Source organism: Luteimonas sp. GW821-FHT14E02 (genome assembly GCF_058803905.1).
This window is the reverse complement of the sequence record NZ_JBXAPK010000013.1, coordinates 1-20,085: the sequence shown is the minus strand read 5'-3', so window position 1 is coordinate 20,085 and position 20,085 is coordinate 1. Positions and strand designations below refer to the sequence as shown.

Genomic DNA, 20,085 nt, shown 5'->3' with positions numbered 1-20,085 from the left:
GCCTATTGTGCCTGTCGGAGCGGTGGCCGGACACCGAACCACGGTCAGATCCCTCAAACGGGCATGCTTCGCTCGAACGAGCGCGCTAGTCGAGCAGATAGGGCCGATCCGGCAGCTCGTTCTCGTCCACGTCGCCCGGCGCGCGTGGGAAGTGCACCGCGAGCAGGTCTGATGCGGCAGCCACGCCCGCGATCACCGCGTCTTGTGCGTCACCGGCCTTCAGGCGTTCCTCCATCAGCTGGCAGACGCCGCGCCATTGTTCGTCGCTGACCAGGCCCTTCAGGCCGCGATCGGCGACGATCTCGATGCGATGGTCGGCGAGCAGCAGGTAGAGCAGGACGCCGTTGTTGGCCTCGGTGTCCCAGACGCGCAACTGTCCGAAGACCTGGTGGGCGCGGTCGCGCGCCTGCATGCCGCGCAGCACCGCCATCGCCGGCAGTCCGGCTTCCACCGCGAAGCAGACCTCGCCGCGATGCCGGTCTTCTCCCGCCTTCACCGCGTCGGCGATGCGGTGCAGACCGTCCTCCGGGAACAGACGGCGCGAGGAAGGCGGGAACAGATGGCGCAACAGGCGCTTCATCACCAGCCTCCCGAGGCGCCGCCGCCTCCGCTCATGCCGCCGCCGCCCGACCAGCCGCCGCCGCCGGAAGAGCCGCCACCCCATCCTCCACCACCGCCACCCCAACCACCGCCGCCGAAGCCGCCCCAGTCGCCACCGCGCGCGAAACTGCCGGCCGGCAGCTTGATCAGGCCGTAGAGGAAACCGAAGAAGGCGGCCACGCCGCCCAGGACCAGGAACGAGGAGATCAGCCAGGCCACACCGCCGGCGGCAGCGCCCGTCAGCAGCCCGCGAATGCCCGAGGGCGTGCGCCCGAACAGGCCGCGGGCGATGTTGGCGACGATGAAGGCTGCGAACAGGGCGAAGATCCAGCTGCCGCCGTCGCCCTGCCCGCGTCCGTTCGCATGCGTGTCCGCCATCGGCTCCGGCAAGGGCTCGCCGTCGATGAGCTTGGTCAGCGCCGCGGTGGCGTCGAGGATGCCGCCGCCGTAGTCCCCGGCGCGGAATTTCGGCACCAGATACTCCTGGATGATGCGCCCGGCGGTGATGTCGGGGATCGCACCTTCCAGGCCGTAGCCGACTTCGATGCGTACCTTGCGATCGTTCTTGGCGATCACCAGCAGCACGGCGTCGTCGACGCCCTTGCGCCCGATCTTGTACTGCTCGAAAGCGCGCACGGCGTACTGCTCGATGGTTTCCGGCTGCACGCTCGGCACCATCAGCACCTGCAATTGGCTGCCCTTGCGCTGCTGCAGCGCGAGGGCCTGCTGTTCGAGTTGCTGCTTCTGCGCGGCATCGAGCGTGCCGGTGGTGTCGACGACTGGCGAATCCAGCGCCGGGATCGGCGCCAACTGCTGCGCCCAGGCCAGCGCGCAAGGCAGCAACAGCAGCAATACGAACAGACGGATGGCGGTCAGCCGCGGCAAATCGAACTCCCGGGGCGCCGCTTCCGCAACGGCGGAAGCGGCTTTGGCCCGATCAGGCTCAGTTGGCCGGCTGCGGCGCGGGCGCCTGCTGTGCCGGCGGCTGCGAATTGCCGAAATCCACGCTCGGCGCGTTCTGGATCTGCGCTTCGTTCTCGACCGTGAAGTTAGGCTTCACCGCGTAGCCGAAGATCTTCGCGATCACCACCTGCGGGAACGAGCGGATGTAGGTGTTGTAGTCCTGCACCAGTTGGATGTAGCGGCCGCGCGCCACGGTGATGCGGTTCTCGGTGCCTTCCAGCTGCGTCTGCAGGCCGATGAACTGCTGGTCGGCTTTCAGGTTGGGATAGTTTTCCGTCACCACCATCAGTCGCGACAGCGCCTGCGACAGATCGCCCTGCGCCTTCTGGAATTGCGCCAGCGACGCGGCATCGTCCGCCTTGACGTTGATCTGGCTGACCTTGGCGCGCGCCTCGGTCACCTGCGTCAGCACCTGCTGCTCGTGCGCGGCATAGCCCTTGACCGTTTGAACGAGGTTGGGGATCAGATCGGCGCGGCGCTTGTACTGGTTCAGCACCTCGGACCAACCGGCTTTCACGGCCTCGTCCTTCTGCTGGATCTCGTTGTAGCCGCATCCGGACAGCAGGGCGGCGAGCAATGCGATCAGGACGATCCGCATGGGCGAAAGGATACGCATGGGCGATTCTCCAGCTTGTTGAGCGGGCTTGTTGAGCGGCACTTTACGCACATCTGGGGCCGCTGCAGCCTGAATTCCAGCATCCGGCGGGTGACGACGCAATCACATGCGGCCGTCACCCGTGGCCGAAAACGATTACCACTCGCCCGCGCCGGGCACATGGTGCTGGGAGGCGCGGCGGCGCATCAGCAGGTTCAGCCACTCCACCAGCACCGAGAAGCCCATCGCGAAGTAGATGTAGGGCTTGGGCACGTGCACGCCGAAACCGTCCAGGATCAGCACCGCGCCGATCAGCAGGATGAAGGCCAGCGCCAGCATCTTCACCGTCGGATTGGAGTCGATGAAGCGGCCCAGCGGATTGGCCGCCAGCAGCATGATCGCCACCGCCAGCAGGATCGCGAACACCATGATCGGAATGTGCTGAGCCATGCCGACCGCGGTGATCACCGAGTCCAGCGAGAACACGATGTCGATCACGGCGATCTGCGCGATCACCACCCAGAACACCGAGGAAGTCTTGGTGGTGCGCGGATCCTCGTCGTGGCCGCCGCTGATCAGCTCGCGGATCTCCATCGTGCCCTTCACCAGCAGGAACACGCCGCCCAGGATCAGCACCAGGTCGCGGATCGAGATACCCATGCCGAAGATCGTGAACAGGTCACGCTCCATGCGCGCCAGGAAGGCGAGCATGACCAGCAGCATGATGCGCGTGATGCAGGCCACCGCGATGCCGATCTTGCGCGCGATCGGGCGCCGGTGCGCGGGCAGGCGTCCGACCGCGATCGAAATGAAGACCAGATTGTCGATACCGAGCACGATCTCGAGCGCGCTCAAAGTCACCAGTGTCAGCCATGCATCGGGGGAAGCGAGGAAGCTCAGATCCATTCTTTTCTCTTCATTTCTTGGATTGTCAGAAAGCGTTGTGCTGCGCGAAGGCGCGTTGCCTTATCCTGGCGCGGACGTATCCCATCCATGGCCGGGCGTTCGCCGACGCTGCGCGGCATGCCGCGCAAGGCGCGCGTCAGCTCACCCATCGAGGCAGCAGGATCGCGCCCCAGACCACGGCCACATTCAGCAGCAGCACGAACACCGCGGCCGATCCCATGTCCTTGGCGCGTCCGGCCAGCTCATGGTGTTCCGGGCCATAGCGTTCGATCACCGCTTCGATCGCGGAGTTCAACAATTCGATGCTCAGCACCAGCAACACCGAACCGATCATCAGCGCCCGCTCGACACCGTTCTCGCCCAGCCACACGCCTAGCGGCGCCAGGATCGCGAACAGGTAGACCTCGAGCCGGAACGAGGATTCGTGCAGCCATGCCGCGCGCAGCCCCTGCATAGACCACTTGGCCGCGAGCAGGATCCGCGCCGGGCGGCGTGGCAGGTGGCCGAATTCATCCGCCATCGCGCAGCCGCCGGTTCAGCGCCGCGCCCGCGCGATGGCACGCGACAGCGGAGTCACGTTCTCGGCGGGGGTACGGCGGTGGGCGGAGGCCAGCGCGTCGGTCGGTGGCATGCGGGAGGATCGGTGCGGCCGGCGGCCGGATTGCGCATTTTGCCACAGGGCGGCCACCGGTACGTTTGCAATCGCGGCGATGTCCTGTTATCCACGGACTGCTTTCCACCAGCATCCCCGCCACTGCCCGAGACGCCATGCGCCCGCATCGGTTCTTCCTCGTCCTGCTGGTCGCATCGCTGCTCGCGACTGGCTGCGCCTCGCCCGCGGATATCGGGCGTCCCGAAGCGCCCGCCAAGACCGCTCTCGATCCCGTGTCCTCCCCCGAGTGGACCGCGGACATGAACCGTTTCGCCGAGCAGGACGCGGCGAATCCGCCACCCTCCGCGCCGGTGGTCTTCACCGGCAGTTCCTCGATCCGCCTGTGGACCACGCTCGCCGATGACTTTCCCGACTTGCCGGTCCTCAATCGCGGCTTCGGCGGCTCGCAGGTGCGCGATTCGGTCTGGTACGCGGATCAGGTGGCCATTCGCTACCAGCCGCGCCGCATCGTGCTCTACGCCGGCGACAACGACATCAATGCCGGGCGCACGCCGCAGCAGGTGTCGTCCGATTTCCGCGCCTTCGTCGCGCGCATCCGCCGCGATCTGCCGAAGGTTCCGATCGTCGTGCTCTCGATCAAGCCGAGCCTCGCGCGCCTGGCGCAGCTGCCGCAGCAGCGCGAGGCGAATGCCCTGCTGAAAGCGGATGCGGCCACCCTGCCCGGCGTCACCTTCGTCGACATCGCCACGCCGATGCTCGATGCCAACGGGAAGCCGCGCGCGGAGCTGTTCGGCGAGGACGGCCTGCACATGAACCGGCAGGGATACGATGTGTGGCGGACCATCGTCGCGCCGCACTTGCATTGATCGCGACGTGGAGCTGGCGCTCGCGGTGAAACCAGCTGCCAAAAAACAGTTTGCCGATAAATCAGGAGATGTCATGAGCAATACCGACATCGCGCCCCGGACACGCGATCGCGAGCACCTGCGCCTGCTCGCGATCTTCCACTATGTCTTCGCCGGCCTGTCGCTGTGCGGCCTCGGCTTCATCGTCGTGCACTTCGCGATCATGCGCACGGTCTTTTCACCGGAGCATTGGCAGCCATCCTCCGGCGAGCCGCCACCGCCGGAACTCATGTGGATCTTCTTCTGTTTCTATCTCGTGATCGGCACGGTCATCCTGGTCGTCGGCATGCTCAACCTGCTGGCCGGAAATTTCCTGCGTGCCCATCGCAACCGCACGTTCTGCCTCGTGGTGGCGGGAATCAACTGCCTGCAATTCCCGTTCGGCACGGTGCTCGGCGTGTTCACGCTGACCACGCTCACTCGCGATTCGATGCGGGACATCTTCGCGCAACAACCGGTGACGCACTGACCGCGACGCGTCAGTCGCGGGCACTTCAGTCACCAGCACTTCAGTCGCGGAAGATCGCCGTCCCGCGCGAGCCGTCCGGCCGGACCCAGCCGCGATACATCCCCGCCGTGTTGAACGGCATCGCGATGTTGCCGTCCGCATCGAGCGCGATCGCGCCGCCGTCGCCGCCGAGCGCGGGCACGGCCTCCATGATCACCGCGTCGGCCGCCGCCTGCAGACTGTCGCCGCGATAGGCGACGCGCGCGGCGATGTCGTGCGCCACCGCGCAGCGGATGAAGAACTCGCCCCAACCCGTGCCGGACACGCCAATGCGCGCATCCGCCCAGGTGCCGGCGCCGATCAGCGGCGAATCGCCGACGCGTCCCCAGCGCTTGTTGGTCATGCCACCGGTGGACGTCGCCGCGGCGATACGCCCGTGCGCATCGAGCGCCACCGCGCCGACGGTGCCGAAATACTTGCCCTTCAGATTCTCGCCCGCCCCCGCGTCCTCGCGCTCGCGTGCCTGCGCCTGCTGCCATTCGCCGCGGCGGTGTTCGGTGTCGAACCAGGTGTTCGGGACGCGTGCGATCTCGCCGCGGGTATCGGCGAACGCCTCCGCCCCCGCACCGATCAGCAGCACGTGCGGCGAGTGCTCCATCACCGCGCGCGCCAGCGAAATCGGATTGCGCACCGTCGTGACGCCCGCCACCGCGCCGGCGCGGCCGCTGTGCCCTTCCATCAAGGACGCATCGAGTTCATGCCGGCCTTCCGCATCGAAAACCGAACCCTTGCCGGCGTTGAAGCGCGGCGAATCCTCCAGCACGCGCACCGCGGCCTCCACCGCGTCGAGCGCGCTGCCCGCGCGCGACAGGACCGCATGGCCGGCATCCAGCGCCGCGTCGAGATCCGCGCGGATGGCCAGCTCCTGCTCGACCGACAGCCGGGCGCGCTCGATGACGCCAGCGCCTCCGTGAATCACGAGTGCCGTGGGTCTGGTGGTTGCGGTCATGGTTGAAATCGGTTGCTGAACGGTTGCGCAGGATACCGTCTCCCGCGCCGTCACCGCCCGCATGGTGAAACGACTCGCGCTGCACGATCTAAACAAGCCTCCGCAAGTGCCTTCAGACTGACAGAAATCGTCCTCGTCCGACCCGAGCTTGGCCGATGATGCAATGCGGCAAAAGACTTCCGGCCGTCCCTTCAACCGGTGGAACGATGCGGAGCGCGCCGTAGTCGAATCTCGGAGTGCGTCCTGGGTCAACATTCTGTATCGTCGCCCCCTACGCAGGGGAACGGCGACCGAACGCCTCGTTCGGCACCGGGACGATGCGAATCGCAGGAAGCGTATTCGCATCGCCATCGGATAACCCGTTTTGGGAGGACGTGTGACAGACAGTGTCGAACAGGTGCTGAAGCAGCCGCATGGCGATTCCGGAGACCCGTCGCCTCCCGCGCCATCTTCTTCCGCGCCGCTTTCCGATTCGCTGGAGAACGCGACGGCCGCGCCATTCTTCGAAGGCTTCGTCGACGGCGTCAGCGAAGGCGTGATCCGTGGCTGGGCCTGGTTTCCGCAGCATGCCGGCCATCGCGTCGTGGTGGAGGCGGTGATGGAAGGTGCTGTCGTCGCCACCACGACCGCTTATCGATACCGATCCGATCTGGAGAGCGCGGGCAAGCACGACGGCTATTACGCCTTCTCGCTCCCCTTGCAACACCTCGCCCATACCGACGCGCCTGTTTCACTGCACGCACGGCACCCCGACGGCCGCAGCATCGAACTTTTCGGCAGCCCGCTTCCAAGCACGATGCTCAGCGACACGGCCGCCGCACGCGCGCCCGACAAGCCACCGATCGCCTTGTGCAACGCCGAGTTTTTCGGCTATCTCGACACGACCTCGCACAACAGGATCGGCGGCTGGATTCACAGGGCCGACGGCGCGCCGCAACGCGTCTCGCTGGCGGTTTACGAGGGCGATCAGTGCCTCGCCACTTTCGATGCCGATTTGTGGCGAAGCGATATCGCCGATCTGCAGCAGGGCAATGGCTTCTGCGGGTTCAGCGTCCCCACGCCCGAGTCGCTGCGCGATGGCGAACTCCACGAGATCGACATCTGCATCGCGGACACCCGCCAGCCCCTCACCGCCCGCCCGATCCGCATCCGGGAAAACAAGCGTACCGTCGCCGCGCAGCGCACCGCGCTTGCTCCCATCGCCAGGGAGGCCGTCGCGCCGGAAGTCGACATCACCTTCATCGTCAACTTCTACAACATGCGCCGCGAGGCGGAGCGCACGCTCACTTCGTTGAGCCGCCGCTACCAGCGCGGCGTCGACGATGTCACCTACGAAGTGCTGTGCATCGACAACGGCTCCAACCCGCCGCTGGACAAGGCATGGGTGGAGAGCTTCGGGCCGGAATTCAAACTCTTCCGCCCGAACCAGCTCCTGCCCTCGCCTTGCGCCGCGATCAACGAGGCCGCGCGCCAGGCACGCGGCGCGCATCTCGCCATCATGATCGACGGCGCCCACGTGCTGACGCCAGGCGTGATCCGCGAAGCGATTGATGCGTTCTCCGCGGATCCGCATGCGATCGTGGCGGTGCGCCACTGGTTCATCGGTGGCGATCAGCGCTGGCTTTCCGCGGTCGGCTACACGCGTGAGATGGAGGACAAGCTGTTCGAGCGGATCCACTGGCCCGCGGACGGCTACCAGATGTTCTTCATCGGCGACCCCATCGGCGAAAATCCGGAGCCTTGGCTCAATGCGCTGATCGAGAGCAACTGCCTGTTCCTGCCGACAGGCCTGTACGACCGCATCGGCGGCATGGACGAAGGCTTCAGCGAGCCCGGCGGCGGTTTCGCCAATCTCGATCTGCTCAAGCGCGCCGCCGCCGGCATGACGGGCGAGATCGTGTCGCTGATCGGAGAGGCGACTTTCCATCAGTTCCACGGCGGCACCACCACCAATGTCGACGACGACGAAAAGGATTTCCGCGTCCGTACCTACCAGCACAACTACCGGCAGCTGCGCGGGGAGGAATTCCAGGCCATTCCGCGAGATCGCATCCGCTTGCGCGGCCGCATCCGCAACGACTCGTCGGTGTCGGTTCGACAGCGTCCACTGCTGCCGCTGCGGCTGGGCATCACCGATAGAACGCGTCCCGGCAACATCGAGGCGCATTTCGATCGTGGCGCGCAAGTCTATCTGCAAGCGTCCTACGCCGAATCCAACCTGCATCGGAAGACCACGTGGCTGGGCAAGCCGGTCGGCGTGTCTCCGGCGGATCTGGTCAACTTCCAGGAGATCATCCGGACCGAACGCCCGCAGTGCATCGTGACTACGTGTTCCGAGCACGGCCTGATCCTGTTCCTGGATTCGATGCTGACGATGTTCGGCCTGGAGGATTCCAGGGTCATCGTCGTCACGGACGAATCGCTTCGCACGCAACTTCCGGCCAGAGTGCATCTCGTCGTCGGGGATGCCTACGCCGGCGACACCCTGTCCGCGATCCGCGATCTGATCGGCGCCGATGAAACCAGCCTCGTGCTTTTTTCGCCGCGCAAGGAGGATTTCATTCCGGTGGAGCAGTTGCGCGCATACGCGCAGTTCGTCTCGTTCCGCTCCTACCTCATCTTCCTCGGCTCGGTGTTCGGCCAGCCCTGGCTGGGCTATTCCTCCTATTGGTTCCAGAGCGCGATCAACGGCTTCGTCGCCTCGTCGGCATTCGTCATCGACAAGACATGGAACCAGCATCTGATTTCCACTTCACCGAACGGCTATCTCCGCCGTGTCGGCGACGTCGGCCCCTTCGACGCCTACGACGCGTCCCTGGACAACTTGGATTCGCAATCAGGTCACGCCCCATGAACCGTTTCTGGTATCGCCACATTCAACCCATCATCGAAACCGTGCGGCCCAGCCGGATCATGGAAGTCGGCGCGGATCGGGGCTGGAACACCCAGCACATCCTCGAATACTGCCGCCAGCACGATTGCCACGTCGACATCATCGATCCGGCGCCGCAGCCTTCGCTGCATGAAGTCATGGCCCGCTATGGCGACGAGTACACCTACCATCCGCTGCGCAGCGTCGAGGCCATCCCGCTGGTGGCGACTCCGGACATCGCCCTGCTGGATGGCGACCATAACTGGACCACCATCTACAACGAACTGACCCTGATTTTCGCTGGCGCCGCCGAAGCGGGCGTCAAGCCGCCGATCATCCTCGCGCACGACTGCGCATGGCCCTACGCGCGCCGCGACATGTACTACAAGCCCGACGATCTCGACCCCACGGAGCGGCACCCTTACGCCTACCGCGGCATCCTGCCGGGCGTCTCCGAACTGGTCGAGGAAGGACTCAACGGCATCCTCGCCAACGCCACGCATGAAGGCGGCCCCCGCAACGGCGTCCTGACCGGCATCGAGGATTTCATCGCATCCTCCCCGCACCCGATCCACGATTTCATCCTGCCGTTCTTCAACGGCCTGGGCATCTTCGTGCCCGAATCGCGCATGACGCCGCAATTGCGGGCACTGATCGACAGCTTCTTCACCGCCGAAGCATTGCTGCAGGCATGCATCGCGATCGAGAACGACTCCATGCACCTGCGCGCGGTGCTGCAGCAGACCGAAGGACGGCTGACACGTCGCACGGATGCGCTCAAGCGCGCGCGCGAACTGCTTGCCCAGCAGGCTGCATTGATCGAGAAACTACAGGCTCGCGTCGACGACGCGGATGCCGTCCTCGCAAGCTGACGCTTCCCCGCTTCTCCTCCAACGGCCCGTCGCATGAGCACGATGCGAGCGGGTCGTTTTCATGCAGCGCACGCCAATTTTTTCAGATGACCAGCGGTCCTTGCTGCACCGGATAGCTGGAGGGCGCGAAGAACCAGGACTCGATCGCCCAGCGATCCTTGGTGCGGCCAGGTGGCAGGCCGGTGCGGTGCAGGAACAGATGATCGAACAGCAGTGCATCACCGGCCTGGAATTCCGGTGTCGTGATCGGCGTGTCCTGCGCGGAAATCTCGGCCAGGCCATGTCCCACCGACCACGGAAAGTAGGCGCCATGAGTGCCGGTTTCGAGGATGTGCGGAATGCGGCGCGGAACTACGTCCAGCCCGGAAGCATCGACGCCGCAAGGCGTGAGCGCGACCCAGACGTTCATGCTGCGCACGTCCGCACCGAGGAACGCGCCGTCCTGGTGCCAGTCGGTATGGCTCAAGGAGGCCGCGACGCGGCGCAGCGTCGACTTGCCCATCGACAAGGCGGGCCGCTCGCCAAGGTATTGAGTGATGAGGCTGACGATATTCTTGCGCTCGAACAGCTCGATCAGATCGAACAGATTGCGCGGCGAATCTGCGGTCCAGACAGCGCCCGAGGATTCCACCCATTCCCGGGATTTCTCCAATTCGGTCCCTTCCGGATGCGGGTACGGCGTATACCAGGCCGCCTCCTCATCCGAGGCATGTCCACCGAGCACGGCATCGCGCGCCGCCATCGCCCGATCGATGCCGGCCGCGTAACGTTCCGCCTCCTCGCCCGAGAACAACCCGCGCACGAGAACATGACCGTGATGCAGGATGCCGCCGGCCAGCGTCTGCAGATTCAGCTGATCCGGCGTGATTTCATACAGTCCGCCCACATCCGGGCGCGGATCGTCAGCGTAGGGAGGCCATTCCAGCCGCGGCCGCGACTTGTCCAGATCGGCGAAGGCCGCGCTGCGCCATTGCACCAGACGCGATTCCAGCATCGCGTCGCGCTGATAGCGGTTTTGTTCAACGGCGCGGTCGATCGCCTCCAGATAGCGACCCGACGCAGCCAGCCGCTCGGCTTCGCCGAACACCTGTCGTTCCGCTTCGGGCGCGATGCGATCGCTTTCCAGGAAAGTTGACATGACCTCTTTCCGTTCCGAGACGAGACAAGGATAACAGTTCAACGGTGACGGGCAGAGACTTCACGACATCCCCGCTTGCCACGTCATCCGTGTTCATATCCATGATGCCGCAATGCGGCATCACTGCTGCCGCAATGCCTCGATCGGATCCAGCTGCGAGGCCTTCCGCGCGGGGTAGTAGCCGAAGAACAGCCCCGTCGCGATCGAGAACGCCGCCGCGAGCCCGACGACCTGGACGTTCAGCGCCACGGGCAGCTCGCTGAACTTGCCCACCAGCAGCGCGCCGACAATGCCGATGGCGATGCCGATGACGCCGCCGATCAGCGAGATCAGCATCGCCTCGGCGAGGAACTGCCGGCGCACGTCGCTCGGCGCGGCGCCGACGGCCATGCGAAGGCCGATCTCGCGGATGCGCTCGGTCACCGAGACCAGCATGATGTTCATGATGCCGATGCCGCCGACGATCAGGCAGATGGTCGCCACCGCGCCGAGCAGCTTCGACATCAGGTCGGTGGTGGCGGTGCGCGTCTTGACGATCTCGCTGATGTTGCGGACGTTGAAGTCATCGTCGTCGCCCGGCTTGATCTTGTGGCGCTGGCGCAGCAGCGCCTCGATCTCGGTCTGCACGTAGGCCAGGTCCTTGGCATCGGCGACGGTGAGCGAGATCTGCATCACCGCGCTCGGCGGCAGGCCCATCATGCCCATCAGGCGGCGGCGGCCGGTTTCCAGCGGCACCATCACCACGTCGTCCTGGTCCTGGCCGAAACCACCCTGTCCCTTTGGCGCCAACGTGCCGATCACGGTGAACGGCACGCGGCCGAGGCGGATGGTCTGTCCGATGCCGTCGTCGTCACCAAACAACGTGCGGCGCACGGTATCGCCGATCACCACTTCCTTGGCGGCGCTGCTGTAGTCCTGCGCATCGAATAGATCGCCGTTGGCCACACTCCAGCCGTTGATGTCGAAGAAATCCGGCTGCACGGCCTGCCAGTTGGTCGCGGCGTTGTTTTCCGCGTACACGACCTGGGTGCTGCCGCGCAGCGCGCCGGCCGTGTACTGCACTTCCGGGATTTCGGTGCGGATCGCCTCGACATCGCCCTCGGTGAGCGTGAAGAAACTGCTCGCGCTCATGCGCACGCCGCCAGCGCCACGTCCCGCGCCGGGGTTGATGTCGAGGCGCTGCGATCCGAGGCCGGACACCAGCTTGTCGATCTCCCGCTGCGTGCCCTGTCCCACCGAGACCATCACGATCACGGCGGCGATGCCGATGATCACGCCGAGCGAGGTCAGCGCGCTGCGCATCCAGTTGCCGCGCAAGGCGTAGATGGCGGTGCGGAGGATGTCGGTGAACTTCATGCCGCCGCTCCCTCGGGATGCAGTTCGCCATCGTGCATGACGTAGATGCGATCGGCGTGCGCGGCGACGTCGGCATCGTGGGTGATCAGCACCACGGTATGGTCCTCGTCACGCAAGCTCTTGAACAGCGACAGGATTTCCTCGCCGGTGCGGCTGTCAAGCGCACCGGTCGGTTCGTCGGCGAGCAGGATCGGCGGCCGGTTGATCAGGGCGCGCGCGATCGCCACGCGCTGCTGCTGGCCGCCGGACAGTTCGCTGGGACGATGGTCGGCGCGTTCGGACAGACCGACCGCGGCCAGCGCCTCGCGTCCGAGGCGCAGACGCTCGTGCGGCGGCACCTGTGCGTAGGCCAGCGGCATCGCCACGTTCTCCAGTGCATTCATGCGCGGCAGCAGATTGAAGCCCTGGAAGACGAAACCGATCTTCTCGCGGCGCAACATCGCCAGTTCCTCGGAATCGAGGCTGGCCACGTCGATGCCGTCGCAGGCGTAGCGTCCGGTACTGGGCGTGTCGAGGCAGCCGATCAGATTCATCAGCGTTGACTTCCCGGAACCCGACGGTCCCATGATGGCGACGAAATCACCGCGCGCGATGCGCAGGTTCACGCCCTTGAGCGCCACCACTTCCGCCTCGCTGCCGGGCGAATAGATCTTGCCCAGATCGTGCGTCTCGATGACCGCCGTAGCTTCCCGGCTTGTGACCGCCTCGCTCATTGCGCGGCACGCTCGCCGGTGACGACCTGGTCGCCCTGACGGACATCGCCGGAAATCTCGGTGCTGGTGCCGTCGCTAACGCCCACGCGCACCATGATCCGCTGCGGCTTGCCATTGACGAGTTTGAACAGCGGCGCGCGCTTGGCACCGATCAGCGCCGAGATCTGCGCGTCCCATTTCTTCTGCTGGTCCGCATTGAGCGTGGCGCGGAAGGCGGCGAACTGCTGATTCATGCGCTCAACCATGCGCTGGCGCATCTGTCCCTGGGCATCGCCACTGCCGCCCATCATGATGCGCATGCCGCCCGGCCCACCGCCACGTCCGAACAACGTGCTGCCGCCGTTGCCGACCTGCGGCGCCGTGCGCGCGGCGATGCGCTCGCGCACGGCAGCGATCGCCTTGTCGAATTCGGCCTGCTGCTGTGCATTGAGTCCGAGTTCGGCCGCGGTGCGGCCGAGATCGTCGACCATGCCGCCGCCACCGGCGGCCCGCGGCGCTTCCGGTGCCGCGTTGTCGTCCTCGGCCGGCTTGTAGCGCAGGGCCGCGTTCGACACCTTGAGCACGTTGCTGCGCTTGCTCACTTCGATTTCGGCATTGACGGTCAGGCCCGGCAGCAGCGTGCCATCGGTGTTGTCGACCCGCACGATGACCGGATAGGTAACGACGTTGTTGGTGGTGGTGGCGGACAGGCGCACCTGCTCCACCGTACCCTTGAACTGCCGATCGGGGAACGCGTCGGCGGTGAAGGTGACGGCCTGTCCGACCTGGACCTGGCCGATGTCGGATTCGTCGACGGCCAGCTCGATCTTCATCTTGCTGAGGTCCTCGGCGATCTTGAACAGTTCCGGCGTGTTCAAGCTGGCCGCCACGGTCTGGCCGGGTTCGATCGAACGCGTGAGCACCACGCCGTTGACCGGCGAGCGGATCACGGTGCGTTCGAGGTTGATGCGCGTGGTCTGCGTGGAGGCGGTCTGCGAGCGGATCGTGGCCTGCGCGGCGTTCACCTGCGCCTGCGCCTGATCGCGCGCGGCGCGCGCGAGGTCGACGTCGCTCGCGGCGACCAGTTGCTGCTGGACCAGTTCGGACTTGCGCTGGAAATCGAGTTCGGCGTTGCGCAGCGTCGCCTGCGCCTGCCGCAGCGTGGCCTCGGCGTTGGCGATCTGCGCCGCGCCCTGCGTGATCTGCGCCTCGTAGCTGCTGGGATCGATGCGGGCGATGATCTGGTCCTTCTCGACCTTGTCGTTGTAGTCGACCAGCACATCGGTGACCTGCCCTGAAATCTGGCTGCCGACGGTGACCGTGGAGATCGCGCTCAGGGTGCCGGTCGCGGAAATCGCCACGCGGATGTCGCCGCGTTCCACCGGCGTCGTGCGCCAGGCGCCCTCCTCGGCCACGGCCTTGTGTTTCTGCCAATACCAGAGCCCCGCCCCGGCGAGGGCGAGAACCACCACGACGATCACGATACGGCGCAATGTGCGCGAGGACGATTTGCGTGCGGCTGACTGACGTGGTGTGCTCATGCGGTCGCTATGGTGAGAGCCGATGCCCATCAACGCGTCAGGCCGGCCTTGGTTGACAGGTGCGTAGCGTGCGTATTTCGAGGGAGGGTTCGGGCTGGGTCAATGGTGACCGCCCGAAAGCGGGATGGAGCGCCGTAAGCAGGATCGCATGCTGTGGCGAAAGCTCCCGATTGCGCCAATTTTCGTTTCGGCACCGGTGGGGTGTTATCCGATCAGGTGCCGCGTGAACCCGATTGTCGCCGTGGTGCCAACGCCCGGCGCACTGTCCAGCGTGACCTGCCAGCCGAAGCGCTCGCCCAGCCGGCGCACGATCGACAGGCCCATTCCCTTGCCCCCGCGCCCGAAGATGTCGGCGCGGTAGAACGGGTCGTAGGCCTTGCTGAGGATTTCCGGCGACATGCCGATGCCAGTGTCCTGCACGATGATGCGATCGTTCTCGAGGATCACCTCCACGCGGCCCTGGTCGGTAAAGGTGCAGGCGTTGTCGAGCAGCTTGTCGAGGATCACCGCCAGCGCGCGCGGCGAGGCATACAGGCGCGGCGAGGCATACGCGGTCACCACCAGTTCGACCGGCTTGTTGCGCAGGCGCGCGCGCGCCTTCTCGGCTTCGTCGTCGACCACGGCGCTGACGTCGAAATCCTCCAGCAGCGCGCTGTCGCCGTCCTCGCGCGCGAGGATCAAGAAAGCGTCGATCACCGCTTCCATGTCGCGGCCGGCGCGCTGCATGCGCGACAGTGCACGCTGCGATCGCGGCGAGGTTTCCGGATCGGCGATCATCATGTCGGTGGCGACGCGAATCACGGTGAGCGGCGTGCGCAGTTCGTGGCTGGCGTCGCGAGTGAAATCGCGCTCGCGGCGGACGAAGTCGTGCACGCGCTCGACCAGCCCGCGCAGTGCGGCGCTGAGCTGTCCGACCTCGCTGCGGTCGTCGTCCGGGACACGGTTGCGCGCCAGCAGATTGGCCATGGCGCCGGTGTCCGGATCTCCAGGCTGCCAGCGCGAGACCTGTTCGGCCAGCCAGTTCACCGGCGTCACCAGGCGCTTGGAGATGCGATAAGTGATCCAGGTCGCGGCGACGACCGCGAGCAGCGCCAGCACGATCGAGATCACGGCAGTCCAGATCACGGTCGCATCGGTCACGGGAAAGGACATGACGATGTACAGCCGCCCCTGCGGCCGTTGCTCGAGCAGGACCTTGTAGCGCGTCCCCGGCAATCTCGACACGCCGGGCTGGATGCCGCGCAGTTCCTGCGGCAATGCATTGGGCGAGGCGCCGGGCGCCAGGAAATAGCTGCGCACGGTCGAGGTCGTCGGCAGCGGGAAATGCGGATCGACCGCGCGGCCGACCCAGTAGTACTGAGCCTCGGAGCGCAACCGCTCCACGCTCGCCAACTCGCGGACGATGGCTCCCGCGACGACGATACCGATGACGATGGCAAGACTCATCAGCACCGCCTGCAAAATGAAGGCGTAGCGAAGCTTGCGTGGCAACCCCTGGGGCATGGCGGGACCGTGCGGAGGGCTCGCAAGCTTACATCAAGACTCCCTCCCGTCAGGAGGGGGGGTGCTCGATGTCCGCGATGCGATAGCCAGCGCTCTGCACGGTGTGCAGGAGCTGCTTGCCATAGGGCTTGTCGATGGTCTTGCGCAGGTTGTAGAGGTGGCTGCGCAGAGTGTCGGAATCCGGAAGGCTGTTACCCCAGATCTCGCGCTCGATCTCCTGCCGGTTGACCACCCGCGGCGACTCGCGCATCAGGATGGTCAGCAGCTTCAGCCCGATCGGCGAGAGCTGCAGTTCGACCCCGCCACGCGTGGCGCGCAGGGAGGCCGGATCGAGCACCAGATCTGCGACCTTCAGCACCTCCGAGCCGACCTGCCGGCGCTCGCGGCGGATCAGCGCACGCAGGCGCGCCTCCAGCTCCTGGATCGCGAACGGCTTGGTGAGGTAGTCGTCGGCCCCGGCGCCCAGGCCGGTGAGCTTCTCGTCGAGAGTGTCGCGGGCGGTCAGCATCAGCACCGGCGTCGACTTGCGCGCCTCCTCGCGCAGGCGCTTGCAGACCTCGATGCCGTCCAGGCGCGGCAGCATCAGATCCAGCACGACCACGTCGTAGCTGTTCTCGGATGCCAGCCGGTAGCCGTCGAGCCCGTCGGTGGCATAGTCGACCTCGAAACCACGCCCCTCGAGGTACTCACCCACCATCTCCGAAATATTGCGGTTGTCCTCGACGATCAGGACAAGCCCGCTTGGTTCTTGTGATCCGCGCATACCTGCTCCTGAGTCCCGAGACTGTGCAAGACGATTTCGCCAGCGTTCCCGCTTTCACGACCATCCTGATGCCCCGGAACCCAATCGTTAATGAAGGCCCCTTCAGCTTTGTGAAGGGTGGGGGGCCGCGGGTGGAGAAAGCGTGAAGGCGGTTAACCTTTTCACCCCATCCCGCCCCTGATTGTGACTTTTCGCCATGCCGAGCCTCTCCGAACGCCTCCTGCCCGTCATTCTGCTGATCGGCTCGAACGTCTTCATGACGTTCGCCTGGTACGGTCACCTGAAGTACAAATCCTCGCCCCTGATGCTCGCGGTGCTGGTGAGCTGGGGCATCGCCTTCCTCGAATACTGCCTGCAGGTGCCCGCGAACCGCCTCGGCAGCGCCGTGTACTCGGCGCCGCAGCTCAAGGGCATGCAGGAAGTGATCACGCTCATGGTGTTCGCCATCTTCTCGGCGGCCTATCTGGGCCAGGCGCTGAAGTGGAACCACTGGGCCGGCTTCGCGCTCATCGCGGTGGCGGCGTGGCTGATCTTTCTGGAATGACTTCCTGGAATGACGGTGCTCAGGGCGCCGCGGCGAGCGCCTCGAGCTTCTTGAAGGTCTCCGCCGCCGACACCCCCACCGCCGACCCGGTATCGGTATGCGCGCGGCGGTGCGACCACGAGTGGTAGTCGTTCTGCACCACGAACACGTTCTGCCCGCGCGTCACGTAATCGGTCTTGATGCTCAGGATCACATGGTCGATGCGATCGAGCCCGGCCTGCTTGGCGACCAGCAGCATGCTCGCGGCCAGCCGTTCGCTGGCCTCGTCCGGCGTCCGGCCCAGGCTGGCGTCGAGCTTGTGCACGGCGGCCAGGCTCTGCCGGTACAGATTGTGGTCCGGATGCGTGGCGCTGGTGGGATCGAACGACGGCGGCCTGGGAGGTGAAGCCGCAACACGCGCCCCCATCCGCGGCCCGGGCTCGCTCGGCAGCGCTTCCGGTGTCTCCGCATCTTCGCGCGGCCCTTCGAAACGGAAGCGGAAGGCATCGATCTGCTTGGGATCGAGCATGCGCAGCGCGACGCCCGGCGCATCCCCGTCCTCGAACACGTGCACTTCCACGCCCATGATTTCGCCGAGCGTGGCGTATACGCTGTTGTCGTCGACCCCTTCCTCGCCCGCGTCCGGATAGTCGGCGTCCTGGCGATTCAACAACGGCAACAGCGAAGCCGCCGAATTCCATCGCAGCAGCGCCTCGGTCGCGTCACCGACGAACACCGCCAGCGTCTTCTGCCCTTCCCAGTACAGCGCGCTGTCGTTGAACTCGGTGCGCTCCGGCGCCATCCACAGCCCTTCCACCGGCGCATGGATGTAGTGCCACGCCTGCAACGCATGCCCGTCCTTCGCGTCGAGCCCGAACTGCAGCGCCGCACCGTTGGCACGGTCGGTGATCAGGCCGTGCAGTTCCGCGAGGGGCGTTCCCGTCGACAGATCCCGCAGCAACCAGTAGTTGTGACTGACCGATAGTTCCTTGACGCGGTACAACCGCGCCTCGATCGAATATTTCGCCATTGCGGTGGTGTCTTCTTCCGTGTTGTCGCTGCTTGCGGGTAGAGGGCGGATTAAAAAGCGCGGGTTAGAACTTGATCTTCCCGGCGATGATGTCCTTGAACATCACCCAGTCGCCGATGAAGGAATAGATCGGATGCTTGAACGTCGCCGGACGGTTCTTCTCGAAGAAGAAATGCCCCACCCAGGCGAAACCGTAGCCGCACAACAGCGCGGCCAGCAGCCACCAGCCGTTGCCCAGCACGATCGCGGCGACCACCAGCCCCAGCACGCCGCAGCTGCCGATGAAATGCAGGCGCCGCGAGGTGCGGTTGCTGTGTTCGCTCAGATAGAACGGATAGAACTCTCGGAAATTGGTGAAGCGTGACATGGCGGCATTCCTCTAACGAATCGCTCTCGCCCACATGCGGTTGCGCGCAAACACGGCCAGCGCCGCCAGCAACCAGAGCAGGCCGAAAGTGCCGGTGAACCAGTAATCGCGGCCACTCTGGTATTCCAGCCATGCCGAATACAGGAAGACGCCGCCCATGACCGCGATCAGCAGCGGCGCCGACCACAGATAACGGCGGCCCGCCGTGTAAGCCGCGCCTGCCTTGTGGTTCAAGGCCTCGATGTGACCGATGCGGATGCTGCATTCGCCGCCGCAGGACAAGCCGAAGCCCAGATCCTCGGCGCAACCCTCCGCGCAAACCCCTTTGCCGCAGCCCCGGCAGACGCCCACCGCGGCACGATCATGGTGCTTGTAGCACTGCATGGAACCTCCCGTTCTCGATTCAGGAATCTCAAGGCAATACGAGATTGCTCAGCTTCCCTGGACCTTCTCCTTGGCCTTGGCCCGGTCCCAATACGCATCCTGCACCGTCAGCGGCAGTTTCTGCAACTCGACGCCATCGCCCGCCGCCAGCGCCTCCATCGTCCGAAAGCGGCGCTCGAACTTGAGATTGGCGCGGCGCAGCGCACTGCCGACATCGACCTTGGCGTGACGCGCGAGATTGACGCAGACGAACAGCAGATCGCCGATTTCGTCCTCCAGCCGATCGCGCGCGCCTGCATCCTGCGGATCGGCCGCGATGGCGGCGAATTCCACGCGCACCTCGTCGATTTCCTCATGCAGCTTCTCGATCACCGGCTCCGGCCCGGGCCAATCGAAGCCGACCCGCGCGGCGCGATTCTGCAGCTTGATCGCACGCTGCCACTCCGGCAGCCCGCGTGAAATACCGGCCAAGGCGGAAGTGTCGCTTTCGCCCGCATCACGGCGTTCCGCCTGCTTGATCTGCTCCCACGCCAACTTCACCGCATCGGCATCATCGTGCGTCGCATCGCCGAAGACATGGGGATGGCGACGCAACATCTTCTCGCTGATCGCATCGACCACGTCACCGAAAGCGAACGCGCCCAGCTCCTTCGCCATCTGTGCGTAGAAGACCACTTGCAGCAGCAGATCGCCGAGTTCGTCCTTGAGCGCTGCCAGATCGTTGCGATCGATGGCGTCGGCGACTTCGTAGGCTTCCTCGATCGTGTATGGCGCGATCGTGGAGAAATCCTGCTCGAGGTCCCAGGGGCAGCCGCCGTTGGGGTCGCGTAGGCGGGACATGATGTCGAGGAGGTTTTGGATGTTGTGTTGGGGCACGGAATTCTTCCGGGATCGTCGTTGTTACTTGGTCGAGAACCTTAAAGCAAAAGCGTTTCGTCCGCTGCGCGGCCGAGTTCATTTCTTTTGGTAAGCCCCAAAAGAAACGAACCAAAGAAAAACGCTTTT

22 protein-coding genes are annotated in these 20,085 nt (G+C 65.4%); 5 read left to right on the top strand and 17 right to left on the bottom strand.

Going from position 1 to position 20,085, the window contains the following annotated elements; genetic code table 11:
- Nucleotides 1-85: 85 nt before the first annotated feature.
- From AC1RNP_RS17570 to AC1RNP_RS17545, 6 genes are all read right to left on the bottom strand, one after another.
- Nucleotides 86-580 carry a TPM domain-containing protein gene (locus AC1RNP_RS17570; RefSeq protein ID WP_493052589.1) on the bottom strand — a complete coding sequence of 165 codons (495 nt, stop codon included), beginning with the start codon at nt 578-580 and terminating at the stop codon, nt 86-88.
- The gene (locus AC1RNP_RS17565) at nt 580-1,485 is read right to left on the bottom strand and encodes a TPM domain-containing protein (protein ID WP_493052587.1); all 906 of its coding nucleotides are present in this window, start codon (nt 1,483-1,485) and stop codon (nt 580-582) included. Before AC1RNP_RS17565 ends, AC1RNP_RS17570 begins: the two co-directional genes overlap by 1 nt.
- Nucleotides 1,486-1,543: 58 nt before the next feature.
- Nucleotides 1,544-2,179: a LemA family protein gene (locus AC1RNP_RS17560; RefSeq protein ID WP_493052586.1), complete on the bottom strand. Its 636-nt coding sequence runs from the start codon at nt 2,177-2,179 to the stop codon at nt 1,544-1,546.
- Nucleotides 2,180-2,314: 135 nt separating this feature from the next.
- A complete protein-coding gene (locus AC1RNP_RS17555; RefSeq protein WP_493052585.1) occupies nt 2,315-3,064 on the bottom strand; it encodes a TerC family protein in 750 nt (249 codons plus the stop codon).
- Entirely contained in the window at nt 3,055-3,213 is a 159-nt protein-coding gene (locus tag AC1RNP_RS17550) for a hypothetical protein (protein WP_493052583.1), read from the bottom strand. Before AC1RNP_RS17550 ends, AC1RNP_RS17555 begins: the two co-directional genes overlap by 10 nt.
- Nucleotides 3,201-3,584 (bottom strand): diacylglycerol kinase, encoded by a 384-nt coding sequence (locus AC1RNP_RS17545; protein ID WP_493052581.1) that lies wholly within the window; start codon nt 3,582-3,584, stop codon nt 3,201-3,203. The genes AC1RNP_RS17550 and AC1RNP_RS17545 overlap by 13 nt, the downstream gene beginning before the upstream one ends.
- A gap of 248 nt (nt 3,585-3,832) precedes the next feature.
- Here AC1RNP_RS17545 and AC1RNP_RS17540 point away from each other — a divergent pair, with 248 nt between their 5' ends.
- Nucleotides 3,833-4,543 (top strand): SGNH/GDSL hydrolase family protein, encoded by a 711-nt coding sequence (locus AC1RNP_RS17540; protein WP_493052580.1) that lies wholly within the window; start codon nt 3,833-3,835, stop codon nt 4,541-4,543.
- A gap of 73 nt (nt 4,544-4,616) precedes the next feature.
- A complete protein-coding gene (locus AC1RNP_RS17535; protein WP_493052579.1) occupies nt 4,617-5,051 on the top strand; it encodes a hypothetical protein in 435 nt (144 codons plus the stop codon).
- Nucleotides 5,052-5,091: 40 nt separating this feature from the next.
- Here AC1RNP_RS17535 and AC1RNP_RS17530 read toward each other — a convergent pair whose 3' ends face one another.
- Nucleotides 5,092-6,093 carry an isoaspartyl peptidase/L-asparaginase family protein gene (locus AC1RNP_RS17530; RefSeq protein WP_493052665.1) on the bottom strand — a complete coding sequence of 334 codons (1,002 nt, stop codon included), beginning with the start codon at nt 6,091-6,093 and terminating at the stop codon, nt 5,092-5,094.
- Between the two features lie 322 nt (nt 6,094-6,415).
- On the opposite strand from AC1RNP_RS17530, the gene AC1RNP_RS17525 reads away from it, so the two are divergent.
- On the top strand, nt 6,416-8,893 hold the full coding sequence (locus AC1RNP_RS17525; RefSeq protein WP_493052577.1) for a CmcI family methyltransferase: 2,478 nt from the start codon (nt 6,416-6,418) through the stop codon (nt 8,891-8,893).
- A complete protein-coding gene (locus AC1RNP_RS17520) occupies nt 8,890-9,783 on the top strand; it encodes a class I SAM-dependent methyltransferase (protein ID WP_493052575.1) in 894 nt (297 codons plus the stop codon). The genes AC1RNP_RS17525 and AC1RNP_RS17520 overlap by 4 nt, the downstream gene beginning before the upstream one ends.
- Nucleotides 9,784-9,865: 82 nt before the next feature.
- Here AC1RNP_RS17520 and AC1RNP_RS17515 read toward each other — a convergent pair whose 3' ends face one another.
- The 6 genes from AC1RNP_RS17515 to AC1RNP_RS17490 form a co-directional block, all read right to left on the bottom strand.
- The gene (locus AC1RNP_RS17515; RefSeq protein WP_493052574.1) at nt 9,866-10,921 is read right to left on the bottom strand and encodes a phytanoyl-CoA dioxygenase family protein; all 1,056 of its coding nucleotides are present in this window, start codon (nt 10,919-10,921) and stop codon (nt 9,866-9,868) included.
- A gap of 120 nt (nt 10,922-11,041) precedes the next feature.
- Nucleotides 11,042-12,277: an ABC transporter permease gene (locus AC1RNP_RS17510; RefSeq protein WP_493052572.1), complete on the bottom strand. Its 1,236-nt coding sequence runs from the start codon at nt 12,275-12,277 to the stop codon at nt 11,042-11,044.
- Complete coding sequence (locus tag AC1RNP_RS17505; protein WP_493052571.1) at nt 12,274-12,990, bottom strand: ABC transporter ATP-binding protein; 717 nt, start codon at nt 12,988-12,990, stop codon at nt 12,274-12,276. Before AC1RNP_RS17505 ends, AC1RNP_RS17510 begins: the two co-directional genes overlap by 4 nt.
- Nucleotides 12,987-14,510, bottom strand: coding sequence for an efflux RND transporter periplasmic adaptor subunit (locus tag AC1RNP_RS17500; protein ID WP_493052569.1), 1,524 nt, complete (start codon nt 14,508-14,510; stop codon nt 12,987-12,989). The genes AC1RNP_RS17505 and AC1RNP_RS17500 overlap by 4 nt, the downstream gene beginning before the upstream one ends.
- Before the next feature lie 204 nt (nt 14,511-14,714).
- Nucleotides 14,715-16,013: a sensor histidine kinase gene (locus tag AC1RNP_RS17495; RefSeq protein WP_493052568.1), complete on the bottom strand. Its 1,299-nt coding sequence runs from the start codon at nt 16,011-16,013 to the stop codon at nt 14,715-14,717.
- 49 nt (nt 16,014-16,062) lie between these two features.
- The gene (locus AC1RNP_RS17490; RefSeq protein ID WP_493052567.1) at nt 16,063-16,776 is read right to left on the bottom strand and encodes a response regulator transcription factor; all 714 of its coding nucleotides are present in this window, start codon (nt 16,774-16,776) and stop codon (nt 16,063-16,065) included.
- A gap of 196 nt (nt 16,777-16,972) precedes the next feature.
- Here AC1RNP_RS17490 and AC1RNP_RS17485 point away from each other — a divergent pair, with 196 nt between their 5' ends.
- Nucleotides 16,973-17,320, top strand: coding sequence for a DMT family protein (locus AC1RNP_RS17485; RefSeq protein WP_493052566.1), 348 nt, complete (start codon nt 16,973-16,975; stop codon nt 17,318-17,320).
- Nucleotides 17,321-17,339: 19 nt separating this feature from the next.
- Here the strand turns inward: AC1RNP_RS17485 and AC1RNP_RS17480 are convergent, their stop codons facing one another.
- The 4 genes from AC1RNP_RS17480 to mazG all read right to left on the bottom strand — a co-directional run bounded on the left by AC1RNP_RS17480 (nt 17,340) and on the right by mazG (nt 19,956).
- Nucleotides 17,340-18,329, bottom strand: a complete 990-nt coding sequence (locus AC1RNP_RS17480) for an XVIPCD domain-containing protein (RefSeq protein ID WP_493052565.1) — start codon at nt 18,327-18,329, stop codon at nt 17,340-17,342.
- A 64-nt stretch (nt 18,330-18,393) separates the two neighbouring features.
- Entirely contained in the window at nt 18,394-18,696 is a 303-nt protein-coding gene (locus AC1RNP_RS17475; RefSeq protein ID WP_493052564.1) for an Mpo1-like protein, read from the bottom strand.
- A gap of 12 nt (nt 18,697-18,708) precedes the next feature.
- A complete protein-coding gene (locus tag AC1RNP_RS17470; RefSeq protein ID WP_493052563.1) occupies nt 18,709-19,080 on the bottom strand; it encodes a hypothetical protein in 372 nt (123 codons plus the stop codon).
- A gap of 48 nt (nt 19,081-19,128) precedes the next feature.
- Nucleotides 19,129-19,956, bottom strand: coding sequence for a nucleoside triphosphate pyrophosphohydrolase (gene mazG, locus AC1RNP_RS17465; RefSeq protein WP_493052561.1), 828 nt, complete (start codon nt 19,954-19,956; stop codon nt 19,129-19,131).
- Nucleotides 19,957-20,085 lie beyond the last annotated feature (129 nt).